The 21,330-nt window shown below is 55.9% G+C and carries 19 protein-coding genes; 4 read left to right on the forward strand and 15 right to left on the reverse strand.

What is annotated here, in order from left to right; translation table 11 throughout:
• Positions 1-79: 79 nt before the first annotated feature.
• A complete protein-coding gene (locus PAE68_RS18340) occupies positions 80-424 on the reverse strand; it encodes a thioredoxin family protein (RefSeq protein WP_281889363.1) in 345 nt (114 codons plus the stop codon).
• 203 nt (positions 425-627) lie between these two features.
• On the opposite strand from PAE68_RS18340, the gene PAE68_RS18345 reads away from it, so the two are divergent.
• The gene (locus PAE68_RS18345; protein WP_281889365.1) at positions 628-1,473 is read left to right on the forward strand and encodes an SPFH domain-containing protein; all 846 of its coding nucleotides are present in this window, start codon (positions 628-630) and stop codon (positions 1,471-1,473) included.
• A 12-nt stretch (positions 1,474-1,485) separates the two neighbouring features.
• Positions 1,486-1,731: a type II toxin-antitoxin system antitoxin gene (locus PAE68_RS18350; RefSeq protein ID WP_281889367.1), complete on the forward strand. Its 246-nt coding sequence runs from the start codon at positions 1,486-1,488 to the stop codon at positions 1,729-1,731.
• A 139-nt stretch (positions 1,732-1,870) separates the two neighbouring features.
• Here PAE68_RS18350 and PAE68_RS18355 read toward each other — a convergent pair whose 3' ends face one another.
• Complete coding sequence (locus tag PAE68_RS18355; protein WP_281889369.1) at positions 1,871-3,466, reverse strand: copper amine oxidase N-terminal domain-containing protein; 1,596 nt, start codon at positions 3,464-3,466, stop codon at positions 1,871-1,873.
• Between the two features lie 144 nt (positions 3,467-3,610).
• Here PAE68_RS18355 and PAE68_RS18360 point away from each other — a divergent pair, with 144 nt between their 5' ends.
• Positions 3,611-4,951: a DUF2515 domain-containing protein gene (locus PAE68_RS18360; RefSeq protein ID WP_281889371.1), complete on the forward strand. Its 1,341-nt coding sequence runs from the start codon at positions 3,611-3,613 to the stop codon at positions 4,949-4,951.
• Between the two features lie 41 nt (positions 4,952-4,992).
• Here PAE68_RS18360 and PAE68_RS18365 read toward each other — a convergent pair whose 3' ends face one another.
• The 4 genes from PAE68_RS18365 to asnB form a co-directional block, all read right to left on the reverse strand.
• Positions 4,993-6,777 carry a putative polysaccharide biosynthesis protein gene (locus PAE68_RS18365; protein ID WP_281889373.1) on the reverse strand — a complete coding sequence of 595 codons (1,785 nt, stop codon included), beginning with the start codon at positions 6,775-6,777 and terminating at the stop codon, positions 4,993-4,995.
• A 66-nt stretch (positions 6,778-6,843) separates the two neighbouring features.
• Positions 6,844-7,323, reverse strand: a complete 480-nt coding sequence (locus PAE68_RS18370) for a DUF456 domain-containing protein (RefSeq protein ID WP_281889375.1) — start codon at positions 7,321-7,323, stop codon at positions 6,844-6,846.
• An 82-nt stretch (positions 7,324-7,405) separates the two neighbouring features.
• Complete coding sequence (locus PAE68_RS18375; protein WP_281889377.1) at positions 7,406-8,149, reverse strand: Cof-type HAD-IIB family hydrolase; 744 nt, start codon at positions 8,147-8,149, stop codon at positions 7,406-7,408.
• Between the two features lie 71 nt (positions 8,150-8,220).
• Positions 8,221-10,095 carry an asparagine synthase (glutamine-hydrolyzing) gene (gene asnB / locus PAE68_RS18380; RefSeq protein ID WP_281889379.1) on the reverse strand — a complete coding sequence of 625 codons (1,875 nt, stop codon included), beginning with the start codon at positions 10,093-10,095 and terminating at the stop codon, positions 8,221-8,223.
• A gap of 268 nt (positions 10,096-10,363) precedes the next feature.
• Here asnB and PAE68_RS18385 point away from each other — a divergent pair, with 268 nt between their 5' ends.
• Positions 10,364-10,798, forward strand: a complete 435-nt coding sequence (locus PAE68_RS18385) for a hypothetical protein (protein WP_281889381.1) — start codon at positions 10,364-10,366, stop codon at positions 10,796-10,798.
• A gap of 125 nt (positions 10,799-10,923) precedes the next feature.
• Here PAE68_RS18385 and PAE68_RS18390 read toward each other — a convergent pair whose 3' ends face one another.
• The 9 genes from PAE68_RS18390 to PAE68_RS18430 form a co-directional block, all read right to left on the reverse strand.
• Positions 10,924-11,166: a hypothetical protein gene (locus PAE68_RS18390; RefSeq protein ID WP_281889382.1), complete on the reverse strand. Its 243-nt coding sequence runs from the start codon at positions 11,164-11,166 to the stop codon at positions 10,924-10,926.
• Positions 11,167-11,204: 38 nt separating this feature from the next.
• On the reverse strand, positions 11,205-11,840 hold the full coding sequence (locus PAE68_RS18395) for an HNH endonuclease family protein (protein WP_281889383.1): 636 nt from the start codon (positions 11,838-11,840) through the stop codon (positions 11,205-11,207).
• 221 nt (positions 11,841-12,061) lie between these two features.
• Positions 12,062-12,946, reverse strand: a complete 885-nt coding sequence (locus PAE68_RS18400; RefSeq protein WP_281889385.1) for a metal ABC transporter permease — start codon at positions 12,944-12,946, stop codon at positions 12,062-12,064.
• Entirely contained in the window at positions 12,943-13,911 is a 969-nt protein-coding gene (locus PAE68_RS18405; RefSeq protein ID WP_281889387.1) for a metal ABC transporter permease, read from the reverse strand. Before PAE68_RS18405 ends, PAE68_RS18400 begins: the two co-directional genes overlap by 4 nt.
• Positions 13,912-13,916: 5 nt before the next feature.
• Positions 13,917-14,696, reverse strand: a complete 780-nt coding sequence (locus PAE68_RS18410; protein WP_281889389.1) for a metal ABC transporter ATP-binding protein — start codon at positions 14,694-14,696, stop codon at positions 13,917-13,919.
• Between the two features lie 373 nt (positions 14,697-15,069).
• Positions 15,070-16,446, reverse strand: a complete 1,377-nt coding sequence (locus PAE68_RS18415) for an aldehyde dehydrogenase (protein WP_281889391.1) — start codon at positions 16,444-16,446, stop codon at positions 15,070-15,072.
• Positions 16,447-16,521: 75 nt separating this feature from the next.
• Entirely contained in the window at positions 16,522-18,105 is a 1,584-nt protein-coding gene (locus tag PAE68_RS18420) for a histidine kinase N-terminal 7TM domain-containing diguanylate cyclase (RefSeq protein WP_281889392.1), read from the reverse strand.
• A 197-nt stretch (positions 18,106-18,302) separates the two neighbouring features.
• On the reverse strand, positions 18,303-20,420 hold the full coding sequence (locus PAE68_RS18425) for a peptidoglycan D,D-transpeptidase FtsI family protein (protein WP_281889394.1): 2,118 nt from the start codon (positions 20,418-20,420) through the stop codon (positions 18,303-18,305).
• Between the two features lie 55 nt (positions 20,421-20,475).
• Positions 20,476-21,201, reverse strand: a complete 726-nt coding sequence (locus PAE68_RS18430) for an HAD-IA family hydrolase (RefSeq protein ID WP_281889396.1) — start codon at positions 21,199-21,201, stop codon at positions 20,476-20,478.
• Positions 21,202-21,330 lie beyond the last annotated feature (129 nt).

Raw genomic sequence — 21,330 nt, forward strand, 5'->3', positions numbered from 1 at the left:
CAAGTCGATGAAAGAAGCTTCGACCAGCCGGCACGCCAACTAGCAGCATATCCGTTCAAGTGTGTATGATAGACGCAGCTTATCGCGGCAGCTGCTCCGATACAGCAAGCGCCCGATCGAGGAACTGCTCGATCTCCTCTCTCGTCTTGCGCAGCTTGCTGACGAAGCGGACGAGCTCCTGGCCTTCACGGAACACAATGAAGCTCGGAATACCGAGAATGTTCAGCTCGGAGCACAGCTCCGGCAGGTCGTCACGATCAATCTCCATAAACGTCAGCCGATCTGCATACGCCTTCTCCAGCTCAGGCATGAACGGCTCGATATAATGACAGTCCTTGCACCAGGTCGTCTTGAATACGACCACCGTTGGCTTCACCTGACCGATGGCCTCTCTGTAGCGCTGTTCGTTCGTTACTTTCTCCATGACACACCTCCGCTATATAGTTGAAGCGCTTCTGCGCCCCTTTCATTACCCTCACTTATAGCACTCGTACGTCTTACTGTCAAACTCGCTCAATACGTACACCGGTATCGAGAGACCAACAGTTGTCAATTTACATTAACTTGTAATAGTGATATCATATAAGTATCAAAATAATATTCTCAATCCTAGAAGGAGTGATCACGATGAACGAAAAAAAAGCTTGGGCCTTGAATGGCTTTCTCGGATTAGTGCTTGTGCTCGGACTGCTGGCCGCAGGTGCTGCGCTGCTCGTCCTTGATGTATCGCCGATAGCAGGAATATTGCTGGCAGGTGGCGCGATCACTCTCCTCACCGGCTTGACGATCGTACAGCCGAACCAAGCGATGGTCGTCACGTTCTTCGGCAGCTATTCGGGCACGCTGCGCAGCAGCGGCATGTGGCTGACGATCCCGTTCTCCACACGTAAGAACGTATCGCTGCGGGTGCGCAACTTCAACAGCGCCAAGCTGAAGGTCAATGACATCGAGGGCAACCCGATTGAGATCGCTGCCGTTATCGTATTCCGAGTTATCGACTCGGCGAAGGCGACATTCGACGTCGACAGCTACGAGCAGTTCGTCGAGATTCAGAGCGAGACCGCGCTGCGTCATGTTGCCAATAAGTATCCGTACGACACATTCGAGGCGGAGGGCTACTCGCTGCGCGGCAATTCGGACGAGGTGGCGACGGAGCTGGCGCGGGAGCTGCAGGACCGACTGTCGGTTGCAGGCGTTGAAGTGATGGAGGCGCGTCTCACCCACCTGGCCTACTCCACCGAGATCGCGAGCGCCATGCTCCAGCGACAGCAGGCTGCCGCCATCATTGCCGCTCGCTCCAAGATCGTGGAGGGCGCCGTCGGCATGGTGCAGCTGGCGATCGCACAGCTTCAACGCGACGGTATCATTGAGCTGGACGAGGAGCGCAAGGCTGCTATGATCAACAACCTGCTCGTCGCCATCGTATCCGACCGGGCTGCCTCGCCGGTTATCAATACAGGAAGCTTGTACTAGCAGACCGCCGTCATGCCTCCGAAAAAAAACTTCCCGCTCCGTCTCGACCCGAAGCTGTACGAGGTGCTAGAGCGTTGGGCGCAGGACGAATTTCGCAGCGTCAACAGCCACATCGAATATTTGCTTCGCGATGCGGCGCTGCGGGCAGGCCGGCTCCCTTCTGCGAGGCCGGCTCCTCCTTCCGACCCAGCCGGCGAGCAGGCGTTAGCACCGCCTAAGAAGGGTGCTAACGCCGGAGCGGAGCAGCCAGAGGAATAACAAGAAGCCCCTGAGTGATCGTCTGAGGCAGACGATCACTCGGGGGCTGTTCGCTTAGCTAACGTTCATGAACCGTTGAAGATCTGGGAATACTAGCCTTGCAAGGAAGCTCGGCTGTCGTATACAGAGACGTGTGCGGCTACTCCCTGTTAATCGTAACCGATTGCATCTCTTGACTCCACTCGACCTTAGCGTTCATACTCTCCGCGATGAAGCGAATCGGAACATACGTGCTGCCCTGCACCAGCACTGCGGCCTTCTCCAGCATGAACGGCTGACCGTTGACCGTCGCCTCCTTGCTGTCCAGCGTCAGTACCGCAACTGAGCCGCTGAGCGGTTCGGTAATGGTCACTTGACGTGCCGCAGCGTTCCACTCTAGCTCCGCATCCAGCTGCTCAGTGACGAAGCGCACAGGCACCATCACGGTACCGTTGTCGTTGTAAGGACCGTGGAAGAAATACTGGGACGATGAGGCCGGAGGTACCGGCAGCGTAATCTGCTTTCTCGTAATCTGCAATTGGTCCTTCAGCAGCGTGTACAGCTCGGATTGCGGGTCCAGCGATGTGACGAGCTTGCTCGAGCTGAGACGCCCGGACTTGTTCATCCATTCGATGACGCCGTTCTCCGTAGAGATCGTATCCATCGTCACTGGCTTGTTCACATCCCACAGCTTCGACTCGGAGGTGACCTTCAGCGCCTTCATGCCATTCGGCGCAGTCTTCGGCAGCGTGAGCAGCAGCTCCATCGCCGACATGCGTGTCTGATGCTCCGCATCGACGTACAGATCAAGCTTCAGTGACTGGTTATCGTCCAGCCACTGCTTATACGTCGCGCCCGATTGACCGATCGGCATCATGGCGAGCGTCTGGTCCAGATTCGCGACGAACGGTTCGATATTTTGCTTCGCATACATATACATGAATTCTACAGCCATCTTCTTATTGTTCAGAATGGTAAGGAAGGCATCGTTCTGGCCCTGAGACTGCGGGCTTGAGCCTCCAAGAGATTTCATCGTTTCCTTCAAGAGAGGCGCATAGAGGTCGTACAGGACGGCTAACAGCTCCTTCGTCCCTTGCTCATCCGCGATGGCGCTCAGTAAGAATTGCTTCACGAGCTTGACGAGCTCGCTGCCGTTCAGCTCCAGATGAACCTTGTTCAGCTGCAACGACTCGTTGTTGATCTGTACATTCGCTGGCTCTACCTTCAGAACGGAAGGGTTCGGGAAATGTCCGGTGATGAAGCTGCTGATCGTCGGTGTCGCTTCAACCGCTCGCTGGCTCAGCTGCTCCAGCTGCTCCTGCATCGCCTCGGTAAGCTGCGGAGCGTTCCCGCCCATGCCGGCAGCGTACGAACGAAGGACGATCGGCTTATCCGCGCCTTCAATCTCAAGGATGTAGCTCATATCCTGGATGACGAGCTTGAACGGAATGTTCGCTTTACCGTATGTAATCGAGCCCTTCATCGATGCGGACGTCTTCGATTGCATCTTCGCTTCTTCAATGTTCACCTTCATCGAGCTGAGCAGCGCGAGCAGCTCCTTCTGCTTCGGATCGGCTGCCTCATCCGCGATCAGCTCGATCGATACAGCGGAGGAGCCGACGTAAGAGTTGATCTGATGAGAGCTAGACATTACCTTTGCGATATCGACGCCGCCTACAGGCTGGCAGCCTGCGGCCAGCAGCGAAATAGAGGCAAGCGTAAGACCAAGCTTCGACTTCCATTGCTTCTTCAACATGAACATCCTCCTCAATCGTATTCGGTTGTGCATCTACCTATACGCTGATTCGAGCGAAATGTTTCAATATACTTCCATATGATTCAAATTCAAGTGTAGAGATCCCTATTTCTCGCGATGTGCAGAACGGAGACGACCCGATCGATGGTGAAAAACAAGGAGTCCGTGAGCGGCACCCCGGCATGGGGACGATGGCGTCGTCTTCTTCGTGTTCCGCGGCGCATGTGGGCAACCATTGGCGTCATGTGCCGCGCATCGCTGCAAGTGCTCACCTCCGCCGTTCAGTCGGTGCAGCAGCCTGAAGCTGAGCAGCCTACTGCTCGTGCAGCTATGCTCGAGCTGAAGCAAGCGTCTGTACAGACGCTTCGCGCACGCTGCAGCTGGAGGCTTGGACTATCGACGGAGGCAGTATCGACAGTTCACACCGCCCCTGTGGCGCTTACGGGCGAGGAGCGGCAATGGGTGGAGCGGATCCGGCTCGAGCGAGACCGCTGCAACCGCAACAATGTGACGCGAACGGCAGCCTACCTGCGCCTATACCAGAAGCGACCTGAGCTGCATTGGGCGTTCCTTGCCCATATGGTGTCGCGCAACGGCGGCTGGTCGATGACCGACCTGCGCGGCGAGCTCGTGCCGTTCCTGCTCGATGAGGATCAGCGCAGGTGGGTGTTCAGCTTTCTGGAGCGTGCGAATGCGCTTATTTTCCGAGATGCGTATCCCCAGCTGCTGCTGTACGACGCGAGCAAGGTGTGCGGACGGCCGCTCTTCCACCTGCTCCCGCTGTTCGGCGTGTCCCGCTTCATGCTGCCGGTGTGGGAGCTGTTCTGGCTCGAGCAGCAATCCGCGCTGTTGACCGTCGGTCTAATTACGAACGAGCAGCACTATATCGAGGAGCGCGTCGTTCGCAATCCCGCGTATTTGCACAACGTTATCGATACGCTGTTCTTCCAGGCACAGTCGCTGCTGCAGCTGAATCAGGTGCTGTTTCCGTATGCAGACCAGGACGGCGGATTGAAGCTGGCAGGGGTCACCGTCGATCACTTCAGCAGCGTCCATGCTCGCATCGAGGTGGGTAAAAAGCTGTACGCCATCCTGTTCGGCCTGCCTGAGGTGTACGAGGGTGCACGACGCTTCGCCTTCGCCCATCGACATACCGGCTCGAGAGCCGACATGCTGCCTCAGCTGTTCAGCGCTGTTCGTCAGGACGCCCCTCCCACGAGAGGTCAGCTAGAGGAGAAGCTGGACAGCATGGATGAGCTGCGGCTGAAGCCTGGCAAGGGGCGACTGTACAGTCCGTCGCTTGCCGACGTTTGGGCCGATCGCCCTGTGGCGACGCCGGAGGGCAGCGATTGGTTCCGCGACCTGAGCGTGCTCGATCGGATGTGCAGTATCGAGGTGCCGACCTCCTTCGAGATGACGACCGAATATGGCCGCAGTCTCAAAAAAATCGAGCTGGCTGTCCTGGCGAACGGCCTGCTCGATTAATTGGAGTTTCATTCAGTTGGGAGTGCGACTGCAGCAGTCCTCTAGCCTTCGCCTCGGTGCGCCTTGCGCTGCAGTCGAGCAAGCAATGGCTTCACCAGCTTGCGCAGCGGCCCGGGCAGCTGCTCCAGATCTTGGACGGCGATCGTCTTCGTAACGAGCAGCAGCAATGAAAAGAGAATGCCGACGACCGAGCATAGCACGATCGCCTGCAGTGCTGCATTCAGCCACATGCCTGCGAACGGAGTCACGTACGCGTTAAGCGCGAGCTCGAGAGCGACGCCTGCTGCGGTCGTTACGATCGTTGCAATGGACAGGCCTAGCCACTGTCTGAGGCTGAGCACGGTGAACGTCACCTCGCGTCGCAGCACGGTCAAGTTCATCACGGTCATGACGATGAAGCAGAGCGCCGTCGCGGCAACGATGCCATAGATGCCGGCAACGTCCGCCAGCCACCAGCTTGCGACCAGCTTCACGGCGATGCCTGCGACAACGCCGAGCACGAGCGGCTTCATCCGCCCCATCCCCATGAGCACAGCCCCAGACGTCTGCATCACAGTTTGGAAAATGGCCGTCACGGTCAAGCATGCAATGACCGGACCGGCATACGTGTCCACGATTGGCGAGCCGTCCGAATTGCCGAATATGAAGGCGTTCAGCGGCCGTGCTGCCAGCGCAATGACGAGCACGAGCGGCAGACCCGACAGCAGCGACAGACGCAGCACCTTCGACGTCTGCTGGGCCACCTGCTTCGCATCGCCCTGCGAGTGCGCCGCGGAGATGATCGGCACGATCGACTGACTCAGCGCAATCGCGAGAATAATCGGGATACCAGCAAGCGATTGCGCCCTTCCGGTCAAAATGCCGAGCAGCTCCTTAGCCCCGTTCTCGCCGAGGCTATCCATCAGAAGCAATGTTACGATCGAGGAATCGATCGTGTAAATGAGCGTGACCGTCATCGAGAAGATGACGATCGGCACGGACAGCTTGAACAGCTGTCCGTAGATGGCGCGCAGCGTCAGCCCGCCCGCCGGCTCCGTGCGGGCGGCCTGCGCCGCCGAGCCCTGGGGCGCCCCCGCTATTGGGGGCGCCGTTGGCGAGGCTTCCGCGAGCGGCTGGGCGGCCGCCGCGTTAGCTGCTGCGGGCGGTGCGGCCATCGCCGCCCGCTCACGCTTGTCGCTGCGGCGAAGGCGCAGCGCGTAGTACAGCATCACGGCCAATGCCGCGATGCTGCCGGTTACGCCGCCGAACGAGGCCCCGGCCACGGCGGCGTCCAAGCTGTAATCGAGCAGCAAGTACGCGAGCGCCACGGACGTGGCGACTCTGGCGATTTGCTCGATAATTTGCGAGATGCCGTTGGGCATCATCATCCGACGGCCCTGGAAATATCCGCGCATAATAGCGATGAGCGGGAACAGCAACAGCGCTGGCGCTATAGCCCGAATGGGCATCGTCGCCTGCGGATTCAGAATCATGTCGGCATAATAAGGCGCGCCGACGTACAGGATCGCGGTCATGCCCACGCCCGCCACGACCGCAAACCATACAGCCGCCGTATAGATGCGGTCGGCTTCCTCATGTCGGCCGAGCGAGACGCGCTCGGCGATCATTTTGCTCAGCGCGCTCGGAATGCCTGCCGTCGCTACGACGAGCAGCACAGAGTACAGATTGAATGCAATTCCGAAAGCAGCCATCCCGATGTCCCCGAGCAAATAAACGAGCGGAATACGCTGCACGACACCAAGCGCACGGGCGACTAACGCAGCCAGCGTCAATATCAATGTACCCTTGACCAGCGAATCCTTGGTGGCTGTAGCTTCTTTAGCCAATGTGAACTCCTCCCCCTGAAATAACAGCTCCGATGTTATATCGGAGCTGTTATGGCAAGCCTCAGACTAAACAATCCAAATGATGAACAAGACGATCATGAGCAGCTGCAGCACAACCTTGACGATCAATCCGGAGAAGAAGCCGACAAGCGCCCCTATGCCCGCCCGCATCGACTGACGCATGTCTGCTCCAGTCATCAGCTCCCCGACGACAGCGCCAAGGAACGGACCGGCGATGAGGCCGACCACGGGAATGACGAACGGTCCGACGAGCAGACCGATGGTGCTCCCGATGACCGATGCTCGGGTGCCGCCGAATTTGCGGACGCCGAGCGCACTGACGAGATAGTCGGCAATCATCAGCACCGCGACGATCGTCGTCTGAATGAGCCAGAACCAGACGCCGAACGGCTCGAAGCCGATCATAAACCCGTATACAAAGAACGCCCCGTAGATGGCGAGCGCTCCAGGCAGGACAGGGTACACCGCCCCTGCCATACCAATGGTGAACAATATAATGATGATGGACCAAGCGGCTATAACCACCTGACACCCTCCTTAGCTGATTACGAATTCCAATTGCATGAGTATTTCAATTTCGACTGACTGTGCAGGCGTATTACTCTTCCTACGACAACGCATACTTCCGAATGATGTGAGCGACGCCGTCTTCCTCATTCGTCAGCGTCACGACGTCGGCGAACGACTTCACCTCATCCTGCGCATTGCCCATCGCGACGCCTAGGCCGGCCTCACGAATCATCGTTTCGTCATTCAGACTGTCGCCCATCGCGATTACCTGAGACATGTCGATGCCGAGCAACTCGCATACACGATGAAGACCGCTCGCCTTGCTGACACCCTTCGGATTCATCTCAATGTTGCACGGATGCGAGTTCGTAATCGCATAGCGGCCTGTCGCCTCCAGCTGCTCCCGAAGGGAGGCGAGCTTCTTCGCATCCTCCGTATAATAGCCGAGCTTCATCCAGACGAGCGCCTCCTCGTCCTTAATCTCGTGCCAGTTGTCGCGGTTAAATACCCCTTCGGTGCTGTAAGCCCAGTACCACGGCTCATCGTCCAGCACCAGCTGCCGCATCGAGCGAATGTCCTCTACGTCCATCCGATGGCGCTCCAGCAGCTCGCCCGGAGCCTTCCACACCTCGCTGCCGTTCACCGTCACGAGCGGTGACGTCAGTCCGAGCTCCTCCGCGTAAGGAAGTGCGCTATGAATGCCGCGACCTGTCGCGAACATTACGGTAATGCCAGCGGCAACTGCGTCTTGAATGGCGGCTCTGTTCGCATCCGAGACGGTCTTCTCCTCTGTTAGCAGTGTACCATCCATATCCAGTGCGATTAAGCGATACGGCTTCATCGTCCCACTCCCCTTCCTTTTTCGGACCCGGTCTGATTCTAGTAAAACGTAATGTACGCTACGCCTTAAGCTTACCGTGCAAAGGCAAGCGACGGCTTCACTTCTTCCTTCATATAAGTCGCATGCCATAGCGCGAACATATAGACAGTCCACAGATGACGGGCATAATCGCCCTTGCCGCTTCGATGCGCCTCAAGCAGACGATGTACCGTATCCATGCGGATGTAAGCATCAATACCGCTGCCCTCGATCTGCTCGACGATGGAGGTTCCTCTTGCGCCCTTCATCCAGTCACGCATCGGAACCGGGAAGCCGAGCTTCGGACGGTTCAGAATGAAGTCCGGAATAATGCCTTCCATCGCCTTGCGGAACACGTACTTCGTCGTTCCCTCTGCGATCCGGTGCTGAACTGGAATGCGTCGCGCCACCTCATACAGCTCGACGTCGAGGAACGGTACGCGCAGCTCCAGCGAATGGGCCATCGTCATTTTGTCCGCCTTCATGAGAATATCGCCCGGCAGCCACAGATTCATGTCGATGTACTGCATGCGCGATACCGGATCGAGGTGCTTGCTCCGGTCGTAGAACGTCTTCGCGACCTCAAGCGGGTTGCGGTACGACCTCAACAGCTCACGGTCTGCATGAACGAGCTCAGCCTTCAGATCCTCGCTGAAAATTCTCGCATTGCCTAAGAACCGCTCCTCGAGCGGCGTCGTGCCGCGCAACACATAATTGCGCCCCTTGAAGCCGGACGGCAGCACGCGAGCCAGCGCCCGCAGCAGCTGCTTGACGCCGTGTGGCAGCCGCTCAATCGGAGCGAGCGACTGCGGCTCGCGGTAGATGCGATAGCCGCCGAACAGCTCGTCGGCACCCTCGCCCGACAGCACGACCGTTACGTGCTCACGTGCAAGCTGCGCAACATGGTACAAGGCGATCGCCGACGGGTCAGCGACCGGCTCATCCTGGTGCCAGGCCGCCTTTTGTAACGTAGCGAAATAATCGTCCTCGGTAATGACCTTGTCATAATGCTCAGATCCGATCGCCTGCGCCGTCTGACGGGCAATAATCGTCTCGTTGTTCGCGCCCTCGAAGCCGACAGAGAACGTCCGAATCGGCTCGATCTGACGCATCATGGAAGCTATCGCTGTTGAGTCAATACCGCTAGATAGGAAGCAGCCCCGCTCTACATCGCTTTGCATATGATGAATAACGGAGTCCTTCAGCGTCGAGCGAATTTGCTCGATGCAGTCTTCAAGCTTCTGCTCCTTCGGCTCGAGCATCGGGTCCCAATATTTGCGGATCGACATCTCCCCGTCGTATGTAATCGTCACGCTATGGCCCGGCGGCAGCTTGCGGATGCCGCGCAGCATCGTATCCGGCTCCGGCACGTACTGGAACGTTAAGTAATTGAGCAAGCTTTCCTGATGCAGCGAACGCTCGACGCCAGCGGCGAGAATGCTCTTCATCTCCGAGCCGAACAGGAACTTGGACCCGTCATTATAATAGTAGAAAGGCTTAATGCCGAAGTGATCGCGGGCGCCGAACAGCTTCTTGCGCTTACGGTCCCAGATGACGAAGCCGAACATGCCGCGCAGCTGCTCGACACATGCCTCGCCGTACTCCTCATACAGATGAACGATAACTTCCGTATCGGTATGCGTCTTGAACACGTGTCCCTTGCTCTGCAGTGAATTACGTAAGTATTTATAATTATAAATCTCGCCGTTGAATGCGATCCAAACGGAATCGTCCTCGTTGGCGAGAGGCTGATGCCCTTCCTTCAGGTCGATGATGGACAAGCGGCGGAAGCCAAGCCCAATTCGATTGTCCGTCCAAAATCCGAAGTCGTCCGGTCCCCGATGCTCGATGCAATCGGTCATGCTCTTCAGCAGCTCTCCAGACGGCTCGCGATCGTTAAAATACATGACACCGGTTATTCCGCACATAGCCGTATATCCCCCTTATGCCGCATATTCTTCGTGCACGCGACTAGTAGTCCGATACAACAGTATAGCATAAGGATAACGTTTACAGGAAATGACGGTTGTAGAAGTGTTCCATGTCGATTTCATCTCGTATCTGGCTCAATCTTGTGCTTGAGCAAGCTCCTCTACAGTGATAGACTTGAAAGTAACTATAACCGACATCTGAGAGATTACGATGACGCTCGCGCGGCGTCGAAGCCTGATAGATCAGATAGGAGTGTGTAACTCGATGAATGAAGATTGGATTACCCAATTGCGCGATGTGCTAAGGGACGACTTCCGACACATTGTTCGTGAGGAGCTTGCCCCGATTACGCAGGAGGTCGCTGCACTCAAGCAGCAGGTCGACGGCATGCGTACCGAGCTTACCTCTGTCAAGCAGCAGGTCGACGGGATGCGTACCGAGCTTACTTCCGTCAAGCAGCAGGTCGACGGGATTCAGCTAGACCTAGCTTCCTTCAAGGAGCAGGTCGGCGCTGAATTCGCTGCGGTCAGACAGCAGCTCGACCGCATTGAGCTCCATCAGAACGATGATGTGCTTGGCATGCTCTCACATGTCCAGACGAAGCTGGAGCTGTGCGCAACGAAGGAAGAAGTCAGCGCACTGGCGCGCATTCAGGGTGAGCAGCAGCTGAGAATCGAATTGCTAAGGAAAGCACAGTAAAGCAGTCGATTTTCAGTGGCTTAACGGTACAAATGAGAAGAGCGAAAAAGCGACAGTCCAGGACACGTCATTGTTCCTGTCTGTCGCTTTTTTCAATAAACAGCTATGCCCGTACGGCTTCTACATTATGAGCGTTCCAGCACATGAACAAGCATACGGTGAACGACCTCGTGATCACGTGGATCGTGCAGGCGGTAATCTTCGCCTGGTAACGTGTACCATTCCTCAGCTCCGACATATGTAATCTTTAAGCTAAGGCTTCCGTCACACTCGCATGTCGTGCGAAGCTCGAGCTGCCCGCTGATTACGCCGACCTCAACGGTCATTACACCATGAGTTGCGGTGAAGATGGACGACTTCTGTTCCATTAAAGTAACTTCCTTCCCTATCGACGATTAATACAAGCCTAGTAGGAGCAACTGTTCAGCATGCTCTGCAGTGCAGTCTTCTCGGACGACTGCAGGGACAGTCCCCAGCGGTACTTGGTATTGATCCACCACTTCGCATATGCACACTTCGCGCCAGCGCGCGGCGGCTGCCATGTGGAAGGATCTTGGTCACCCTTGGAGCGGTTCACGCTGGCTGTTACGGCGATCAGCTGCGGGCCGCTAAGGTCGTTCGCGAACTGCTGGCGCTTCGTCGTCGTCCAGCTGCTGGCGCCTGAACGCCAAGCCTCGGCTAGCGGGACAACGTGATCGATGTCAATATCAGATGGCGAGTACACGGTTACACCGTCGTAATAGCTGTACCACTTGCCAGACGTGACCGGGCAGCTGCCGCTGTAGTAGTCGGCATCCCGCTTCAGCACGACCTGGCGCGTGTCACAGCCGCCGCTCTGACTGCTCCAGTGCGGGAACTTCTCACGCGAGTAGCCGGACATGGAGCCCTCAGCCTTCACTGTCAGCGAGTTCAGCTGGGATTGAGCGGCGGACTTGGACGGTGTCCCCGGAGGAAATGCCGATACCGTCGGCACGCCATACTGCAGCGCAGCAGACACGGTCAAAACCAGCGCGAATACGAACAACATCGATTTTTTCAACACAGAAATGCCTCCTAAAAATAAAGAATGAATAAAAAATGGAACAGTCCTCTAGTTGAAATGATAGTACACGGATGAATTTCTCTACAAGTTAATAATAGGTAAAGGAAAGCTTCGAGCCGATAACATAGGCAAAAAAAGCACCCCTTGCGGCAGGATGCAAAATCCTGCATGCACGGAATGCTTCAGAAAAGCTTGCTCATAATTAAACTTAAAAACGGATGCTACGCCGTCATTTCCTTCGCCTGCTTGCGATGCTTCAGCTTGCGCCACACGATGCCGTGTGAAGGCGAGAACAGGAAAGCCAGTATGAACAGTACGCCTGCAACGGTAATCATGCAGCCCGCAATCGATGCGTCCAGCAGAACGGATACGCCGTAGCCGATGATCGCGCTGGCAACACCGACGAGCATGCTGTATACGATCATCAGACTGAGCTTCTCGGTGAGCAGGTAAGCGGTCGCTGCCGGTACAACGAGCATGCCGACAACGAGAATGGCGCCTACGCTCTCGAACGACGCAACCGTCGTTACCGACACCAGACCCATCAGCAAGTAGTGGAACAGCGCCACCGGGATGCCGACCGCAGCGGCCATCGCCGGGTCGAAGGCGCATAGCTTGAACTGCTTGTAGAACAGTCCAATCAAGAGCAGACTCACTCCGAACGCAAGGCCCAGCGCCCAGACAGCCTTCGGCCCTATATCTATGCCGAACGCCTCAATCGTCTCCCACGGCACGGCGATAATTTCTCCATACAGCACACAATCGAGGTCAAGATCAATCTGCCTTGTGTACAAGCTGACCAGCAATACACCTAAGGCGAACAGCGCAGTGAACACGACTCCGATTGAGGCATCGGACTGCACCCCGTTCTGATGGAACCACTGAATAAGAAAGACGGTAATAAGTCCAAGCACAGACGCCCCAAGCATCATGAACAGCGAATCGCGCGAGCCGCTGAGCAGGAAGGCGATGACGATGCCGGGAAGGACGGAGTGGCTGATTGCGTCACCGATCATGGCCATTCTGCGCAAAACTAGAAAACAGCCGAGCAAGCTACAGGAGCACGCAACGAGAGACGCTGTAAGCAGTATCCAAAAATCGTTCATAGTCCGCCTCCCTCCCTCGATTGCTGCGCATTCGCTCTGACGCCGGACCGCTGCGGCTGCTGCTCCAGCTCCCGAATGACGGTACGCTTCACGGACAGCTGCTCCAGCAGCTTCGCTGCCAAGCCGCGGCGAGGTGCGAACAGCACCGAGAGGATGAACAACGCGGTTGCAGCCAATACGCTAAGCGGTCCGGTCGGCAAATTGCTGCCCATCCCGCTGACGAACGTCCCGATAAATCCACTCAGTGCGCCGAACAGGCCGGACAGCACCACCATCACGCCGAGTCGGTCGGTCCAATAGCGGGCCGATACGGCAGGCGTAATGAGCAGCGCCGACATCAACACGACGCCGACGGCCTGAATACCGACGACAACCGCTACGACGATGAGAAACATCATGAGCTGATCCAGCACGCCGACTGGCAGACCGATGCCCTTGGCAAAGCCGGGGTCGAAGCTGAGCAGCTTGAACTCCTTGAACAGCAGGCTGCAGGTGACAACGAGCAGCACAGCGACGATCGCCATCGTCACAACGTCTGCATACACCATGGACGCGGCTTGACCGAACAGAAACTTATCGAGACCGCTCTGGTTGCCTGCACCGCTATGCTGAATTTTCGTTAACAATACGATGCCTAAGCCGAAGAACACAGACAGCACAATACCGAGCGCCGTATCCTGCTTAATGCGCGAGTTACGCGTCACGTAGCCGATGCCGAACGTGGCGATCAGCCCCGCTACCGCTGCACCTAGCAGGAACAGGAGAATGGACTTCGAGCCGGTCAGCATGAAGGCGATGCATACACCAGGCAGCGCGGCATGCGCCAGCGCGTCGCCCATCAAGCTCTGCTTACGCAAATAAGCGAAGCTGCCGAGCACTCCGCTGCTAAGACCGAGCAGCATACTGCCGAGCAATATCCATCGGGCATTCGGGTCCTGAAGCACATACAGCAAATAGTTCAACATCCCGATCACCTCGATTGTATGATGACGGAATCATCGTTCTTCTCGAGCATCGCCAGTCTGCCGCCATAGGTGCGCTGCAGATGGTCAGGCGTGAACCATTCCTCTGTCGGTCCGATGCCCATCAGCTCAACGTTGAGCAGCATGATCCAGTCGAAATATTCCTTAACCGTAGCGAGGTCGTGATGCACGACCAGCACCGTCTTCCCTTGCTTCTTCAGCTCGTTCAGCAGCGTAATGATCGCCTTCTCGGTCGCCGCATCGACACCGACGAAGGGCTCATCCATGAAATACAGCTGCGCATCCTGCGCAAGCGCTCTGGCGAGAAATACGCGTTGCTGCTGTCCTCCGGACAGCTGGCTAATTTGCCGCCCTGCATAGTCGGCCATGCCGACCTTGGACAGACAATCCATTGCGATGTCCCGTTCCTTCGCCCCCGGACGCTTGAACCAGCCAAGATGTCCGTAACGGCCCATCATGACGACGTCTAGCGCATTCGTCGGGAAGTCCCAGTCTACCGATTCGCGCTGCGGCACGTAGCCGATCAGCTTGCGCTGCTGATGGCATGGCTTGCCGTAGACCGACACTTCACCAGTTACTTTAGGGATCAGCCCGAGAGCCGCTTTAATGAGTGTAGATTTACCTGCACCATTCGGCCCGACAATACCGATGAGCTTGCCCTCGGGGACGGACAGCGTAATGTCCCGCAGCACCGGCTTCTTTTGGTAAGCAACAGTCAAGCCCTCAATGACGAGCGGAGAGTTGCTTTCTGCTTTCTTTGGCAGCATGACGTCTCACTCCTTTGTGACGGTTCCGATCGATGTCTAGATATGAATGTATATGTTTCTTGTGGGCAGCTGGGCTGTTGGCCGATGCCCATTATCGTTCTATCGTATTACAAAACCATGTTTATGGTGCGTGAAAGTTGTCTCAGACCTGCTTTTTTGTTCCAGACAACATTTCTTGCGCGTCCGACTATGTTTTTATAATACACAATAATGTTTCCTTAATGCAACAATTATTTTCTAGCGTTCTAATGACTAGTAGTATGGGCGCCAGCCGCATGAAGAAGAGCCTCTGCACCACACACACGCGTGGACTTCAGAGGCTTCAGACCATATAGCCTGTTTGCAGGAGACGAGGTCAGAGAGAACGCTTCGATTATTTGAAAAATCGCTTCATCCAACGCATCGAATGCTTCATCGTACCGTATCGGAACGGAAGGTCGAAGGCGGTCGTTTGCTTCAGCACGCTCTTCGTATGGGAGAATGCCTTGAAGCTGTAACAGCCATGGTAGGCGCCAACCCCGCTTGCCCCTACTCCGCCGAAAGGCAGGTACGGCGAGCTGAGATGCATAATCGTATCATTGATGCAGCCGCCGCCGAACGAGATCGAGTCAAGCAGACGCTGCTGCACCTCGCGACTTTCGGAGAACACATACATCGCAAGCGGCTTAGGTCGAGCCACGATCGGCGCAATCACTTCGTTCAGCGACTCATAGGACATCAACGGCAAGATCGGACCGAATATTTCGTCCTCCATAATCTTGCTATCCCACTGAATATCCGCGAGCACTGTCGGCTCTATAAGCCGTCGCTCCTCGTCCACTCGACCGCCTATAAGCGGAGTCGCTCCTTCAAGCAGCCGGGTCAATCGGTTGAAGTGTCTTTCATTGACGATCGAGGTATAGCGGGCGCGATCCTGCAGAACGTCACCGTACAGCTCCTCGATGCTTGCGCGCATCGCTTGAACGAACGCCTCCCTCACGCTGTCGTGAACGAGCACGTAATCCGGCGCGACGCAGGTTTGACCCGCGTTCATAAACTTACCCCACACGATCCGCTTGGCAGCAAGCTCGATCTGGGCATCTGCATGCACGATGGTCGGACTCTTGCCTCCCAGCTCGAGCACAACTGGCGTGAGCTGCCTCGCCGCTGCTGCCGCGACGATCTTGCCGACCGCCGTGCTGCCGGTAAAGAAGATGAAGTCGAAGGGCTGCTCCAGCAGCTCCGTGCTCACTTCTACTCCACCTTCGACGACAGCTACTTCATCCTCGGCGAACGTATCCTTGCATAGCCTCGCAAGCAGCGCTGACGTATGCGGGGTTAACTCTGATGGCTTAAGCACTGCGCAATTACCGGCAGCCAAAGCGCCAACAAGCGGAGACAAGGCTAGCTGCAGGGGATAGTTCCACGGAGCTATAATGAGCGTTACGCCATACGGCTCATACATCATGGAGCTGCTGGAGCCCAGCAGCAGAGGTGTCGTCGGCACTCGTTCCGGCTTCGCCCAGCGAGGCAGATGCTTGATCGCGTGCCTGATTTCGGTCAGAAGCACGCCAATCTCGGTCATGTACGTGTCATGGGCTGGCTTGTAGAAGTCGCGGCTGATTGCCTCCATAATATCGGGCTCCGCCTGCTGCAGACAGCTGTACAGCTTGCGAAGCTGCTCCTGACGATACGCGATACTGCGGGTTCGACCGGAGTTGAAGGCGGCCCGCTGTTTTTCGATTATGGAGACGACACGATCGGACTGCATGTAGGAGAAGCTCCTCTCATTGAGTGTGCACTCATCTTCTAGCATCATAGTCGATTCCCGGCCAGCTCTACGCTGCTACCACTTACCAGCTCCAACTGAATCGGCGTATTCCGATAATACCTGTACGCAATTTCTCCCCTTCCTCTTGGCGGCGTAGAGCGCTTGGTCCGCCTTCCGGATGAGCTGCTCCATCGTCATCCAACGAGCCCCGTCAGTGAGATCTGCATGGGCCACGCCGAAGCTGGATGTGAATCGCACCTCTTGATCGTGGTACGTAAGCGGTCTCCCCGCTATTGCATTGCGTATACGTTCAGCGAGCTCATAAGCATCTTCTTCAGACGTATCGGGTAAAAAAACGATAAACTCGTCGCCGCCATATCGTCCGGCAAGATGCTCCGGCCTGATGACAGCCCTGACCGTGTCAGCGGCATGAATGAGCGCAAGGTCACCCGCTCCATGTCCGTATGTATCGTTCACCTTCTTGAAGTGATCGATGTCGAACATAATGACGCATACTTGCCGCAAGCTGCGCGCATCGTCTGCCAATTGTTCATCCGACCTCTGAAGCAAGGTCGTCTTATTCAGCAGCTCGGTTAGCCGGTCTGTGCTCGCGAGCTGAAGCAGCTTATGCTCCATGCGAACACGTTCCGTAATATTGACGAACGTCATAATTTTGCCAACCTGCAGCCCGTTCCGATTGCGTACTGGAGAGAACTGCAGCCGATAATAAACGACCGTGCCCGCTGCCGTCCATTCGAAGTCACAGTCCCGTGCCTGCTTCACCAGCTCAAACAGCCTCTCGTCATCCTTAAGCAGCTCGTAGATCGGCTTGCCGATCGATCTAGAGCATAATTTCGGGATAACCTTCAGCATTGCGTTATTATAATCAATGATCAGATCGTTCTCATTGGTCACGATAACTCCTTCGTTCATACTCTCGAATACGATGTCACGGGCAATGGGAGCGACGTTGAACATCTGGTATCTGAATAGAGCAATACAGTGGAACACGAAGCCAACGCTTAAATATACCGGAAACAAATCGATGCCGAACGGGCTCTTGCCGCCTACATAGATAAGGCTCGCGATGACCGGAACGATCATACCGATTACCATTGTCATAATTTGCAGTCGAAACCGCAGCTTAACCTTCCTGGCATGCCACAGCAATATCGCAACACCAGCCACAAGACAGCCGTAGGAGAATAGACTGTACGCCGCAAATAAGGGGCCGTGCTCCAGCTGTAGCACCGGGAACGGTACGTCCGGTCGCAGCTGCATCGACTTGTAGTACAGGTGATGATACGGATTGGTCGCCTGCAGCGCAATCGTAACGATCGGTGACAAGTAGAGGAGCCTGTATACCCAGCGCTTCAGCTTAAACTGCACATAATCACAGCACATGAGTAATGTAAAAACGGAGATGAACGGTAGCGGAATATATTCCACCTGCAGCCAGAACGTCATCTGCTCCAAGGTCGAGCTGCTCAGCTCACCTAAGTACGCCATGCTGAATAGAGCCGCGGCCAACGTCGCCAGACGATAATATTTGCCGCCGGGCACATCCTTCAATCGGAAGAACGCATAGATACATAAGCCTAGACTTAGCGAGCTGCCGATTATAAGCATGACGATATACATCCATAACTGCTGAGGCATTATCACCAGCTCCAATAGCACATTCGAATTATTTTCTTCATATTACCACATTTTTCACCATTTATGATTGCTTAACAATTTCTAAACATTTGCCCGAATTCAGTCCCCACACCCGTGTCATAACAAAAAGACGGACGAGCTTCTTCATAGATGAAGCGCGTCCGCCCTGCGGAGGCTGTATTCCGTTATGACTGAGCTTATTGTGTCGTCGAAGCAGGCGGAACAGGCGGCGTCTGTGTCCTTGCTTGCGCGGCATTGTCCGCTGCCGGTGCAGCTGGTTGCTTTTTCGGCACGCCGTCGAGCCCATAGTAGTAGTCATACGCGTCAAAAATTTTGCGCGCGATCGGCGCCGCGCCGTACGCCCCGAAGCCGCCCTCAGGCACGACGACGGCGACCGCGAGCTTCGGCTTATCCATCGGCGCGAAGGCGATGAATACGGCGTTGTCGATCTCCTTGCCGCCGGCGACGCGCTGGGTCGACGTGCCGGTTTTGCGTGCGAGCGTGTAAGGGAAATTATCGAAGCCTTGAATGCCGACATGCTCCATCCCCTTGTATACCGAATCCCAATATTCCTTCGGAAACTCGGTCTTGTCGAGCACGACCTTCTCGTTGAACGATTGGACTGGCTCGCCGTCATACGTCTCAATCTTATCGACGAGCAGCGGCTTCAGACGTTCCCCCCGAGAAGCGAGCGTCGCTGTATACTGAGCCAGCTGCAGCGTCGTATACTTCTCGTTCTGCCCCCACGAAGCGAACACCATGCGCTGTTGAATCGACTCCTTCGTGTTCGTCTTGTACTCGCTCAGGCCCTCATATTCCTTCGGCAGTCCGCTCTGGGTCGAGACCCCAAGACCGAACTTCGCCATGTACGAATCCCAGATGTCGACCGCCTTCTCGCCCTTGCGGCGGTGCAGCTCATGTCCGATCATCGCCGACATGAAGGTGTTCGACGAATATTGAATCGCCTTCGATGCATTGATCGGTCCCCAGGCACGGCCGTCAGAGTTCGATAGCTTCGCATTGTTATCTTTGCCATAAGTGAATGAGCCTGTGTCGTTGTACAGCGTATTGACGCCGAACAACCCTTCCTGCAGCCCAATCAGCACGGACAGTGGCTTGATAACGGAACCCATATAGACGATGGACGTAGGGTGATACTTCATTTCGTCAGACGGATAGTTCGGATAGGCGGTCGTGATCGTACCGTTATTAATGAACGGCTGAATTTTTTGGAATTCTGCTGACGTCTTGAAGCCGGTCGCCCAGACGCTCGGATTGTAGTCCGGCATACTGGCCATTGCAACAACCTTCCCCGTTTCCACCTCGATGGCAACGGCATAGCCAGCTACAGCATTCTGGCCTTTACCTAAATACCGATCATTACGAACGGCCGGACTTTTGAGGTAAGCCAGGTGGTCCGTAATCGCCGTCTCGGTAATGCTTTGCACATTTTTATCAATCGTCAAGTACAGGTTGTGCCCCTTCACGGGCGGTGTAATCTCCACCTGACCGATAATCTTGTGAGCTGCATTAACCGGATACGACTTCGAGCCGTTCTTCCCCCGCAGCTCATCCTGGTACATCAGCTCGATACCGTCATAGCCGACGTACTCCTTATCAAGATATTCCTCTTCCTTGTCCTTCTCCCGGTACTTGGCGATGCCGCTCTTCGGATCGCGCGCCTGCGAGAACGGACGCATATAGCCGACCAGTTGCACGGCAACTGGCTTCTGCGGATCGTACGTACGGATGCTCTCCTCCGTAATCTCCAGCCATCTGAGCTCGTCGCGATGCTCGACCAGGTAAGCCATCTCTTCCTTCGTCAAGTCCGCCTTGATGCGCCGAGGTACCGAGTAGTAGCTTGGCCCGTGCTCGCTTTTGCTCGTATCCAGATTGTAGCCCACGTCCATCAGCTTCAATATCTCGGCGGGCTGCAGCGGTGTATCGTCCTTGCGTCCATGCTCGGCAAAGATGACAGACAGACGGTTCGCAAGCGCGATCACCTCCTCCATCGGCTGATTCTGCTCGATGCGGAAGTACAGCGATTGCGTTGAGGTCGTATAAGCGATCGGCGCGCTCTGCCGGTCGAAGATGTTGCCCCGGATCGGCGGAATCGGTGTGTTCGCCTTGTTGATCTTATCCTTCTCCGCCTGCAGCTCCTTCCCTTCCACGAATTGCAGCATCGCAAGCCGGACGATCAGGACGGAGAATAGAAAAAACGTAAAGAAAAAAAATAAATTAATGCGCACCGTAAAATTACGGCGCTTGGAGGCTTCCCGCTTCGCCGGATCCTCCATCCCCATCGGCTGCTTCATTGCTTCCGGCCTCTCCTTTCCATTAGCTCATCACGATTCGCCCAGCCACTAGCCTCTAAGGCTCGAGTAGCTCTCGCAGCGAGCGCATGCCCTCGCCTGTCTGGTAATCGTAGCGCATGATGCGGATCGCATCGATGCCTACCTGTCCCGGCGCCCATAGATCGTTGCGCTCATGATCGCCTACATACAGCACGTCCTCCGCCGACAGACCGCTCTGGTCAAGCGCTAGACGGAATATTGCCGGGTCCGGCTTCTCAAGTCCGACGACCGTCGATACTATAATGGGATCGAAATAGGACGCAATTCCCTTGTCCTCCAGGATCGACACCAGCGTCGGGGCAAAGTTGGATACGATCGCCAGTCGAAACCCTCGCGCAGCAAGCTCCGCCAGCACCGGCTTCACATCCTCGAACAGTGCATAGTGAGCAGGCGACGTGAACACATCGTACAGCTCGTGACAGACGGCGTGAATGCGCTCCTCTGTCCAATTGTCCTGCCCCGTCACGTCCAGCTTGTTCAGCATGTAGCGGTAGATGTCCATCCAGAAGACGCGGTCCGACTCGGGAGAGCAGGCCGGGAACGACTCATCCAGCTGCTTGTTGTAATAGAACAGCTGGAACGCTTCCTGGAACAGCTCTCCGAGCGTCTCCTCGTTGCGATGCAGCGAGCGCTCAGCCAAAAACTTGTGCAAAATCATTCTAGCTTCCGGTATCGTGAGCAGCGTATCGCCCACATCAAAGAAAACGGCCTTATACGCCGTCAGCGGCTTCTTCAGCTTCATAGCTTCTCCTTTGTACTTCAGCTCACCATCATTACGTTATGCAGAGTCTGTCTTCTTATCACTCTCTAGTGTAACATAATTGCCCCGCACAAGAAAAAAGTCGAAAACCGTATGCTACGGCGTTTCGAC

The organism is Paenibacillus sp. YYML68 (assembly GCF_027923405.1).
Taxonomy (GTDB): domain Bacteria; phylum Bacillota; class Bacilli; order Paenibacillales; family NBRC-103111; genus Paenibacillus_G.

Coding starts and splice junctions, on each gene's coding strand:
- PAE68_RS18405 (WP_281889387.1), bottom strand. CDS start 13,911: ATGTTGAACTATTTGCTGTATGTGCTTCAGGACCCGAATGCCCGATGG.
- PAE68_RS18340 (WP_281889363.1), bottom strand. CDS start 424: ATGGAGAAAGTAACGAACGAACAGCGCTACAGAGAGGCCATCGGTCAG.
- asnB (WP_281889379.1), bottom strand. CDS start 10,095: ATGTGCGGAATAACCGGTGTCATGTATTTTAACGATCGCGAGCCGTCT.
- PAE68_RS18430 (WP_281889396.1), bottom strand. CDS start 21,201: ATGAAGCTGAAGAAGCCGCTGACGGCGTATAAGGCCGTTTTCTTTGAT.
- PAE68_RS18415 (WP_281889391.1), bottom strand. CDS start 16,446: ATGCAGTCCGATCGTGTCGTCTCCATAATCGAAAAACAGCGGGCCGCC.
- PAE68_RS18400 (WP_281889385.1), bottom strand. CDS start 12,946: ATGAACGATTTTTGGATACTGCTTACAGCGTCTCTCGTTGCGTGCTCC.
- PAE68_RS18390 (WP_281889382.1), bottom strand. CDS start 11,166: ATGGAACAGAAGTCGTCCATCTTCACCGCAACTCATGGTGTAATGACC.
- PAE68_RS18425 (WP_281889394.1), bottom strand. CDS start 20,420: ATGAAGCAGCCGATGGGGATGGAGGATCCGGCGAAGCGGGAAGCCTCC.
- PAE68_RS18350 (WP_281889367.1), top strand. CDS start 1,486: ATGCCTCCGAAAAAAAACTTCCCGCTCCGTCTCGACCCGAAGCTGTAC.
- PAE68_RS18420 (WP_281889392.1), bottom strand. CDS start 18,105: ATGCCTCAGCAGTTATGGATGTATATCGTCATGCTTATAATCGGCAGC.
- PAE68_RS18410 (WP_281889389.1), bottom strand. CDS start 14,696: ATGCTGCCAAAGAAAGCAGAAAGCAACTCTCCGCTCGTCATTGAGGGC.
- PAE68_RS18360 (WP_281889371.1), top strand. CDS start 3,611: ATGGTGAAAAACAAGGAGTCCGTGAGCGGCACCCCGGCATGGGGACGA.
- PAE68_RS18375 (WP_281889377.1), bottom strand. CDS start 8,149: ATGAAGCCGTATCGCTTAATCGCACTGGATATGGATGGTACACTGCTA.
- PAE68_RS18355 (WP_281889369.1), bottom strand. CDS start 3,466: ATGTTGAAGAAGCAATGGAAGTCGAAGCTTGGTCTTACGCTTGCCTCT.
- PAE68_RS18345 (WP_281889365.1), top strand. CDS start 628: ATGAACGAAAAAAAAGCTTGGGCCTTGAATGGCTTTCTCGGATTAGTG.
- PAE68_RS18385 (WP_281889381.1), top strand. CDS start 10,364: ATGAATGAAGATTGGATTACCCAATTGCGCGATGTGCTAAGGGACGAC.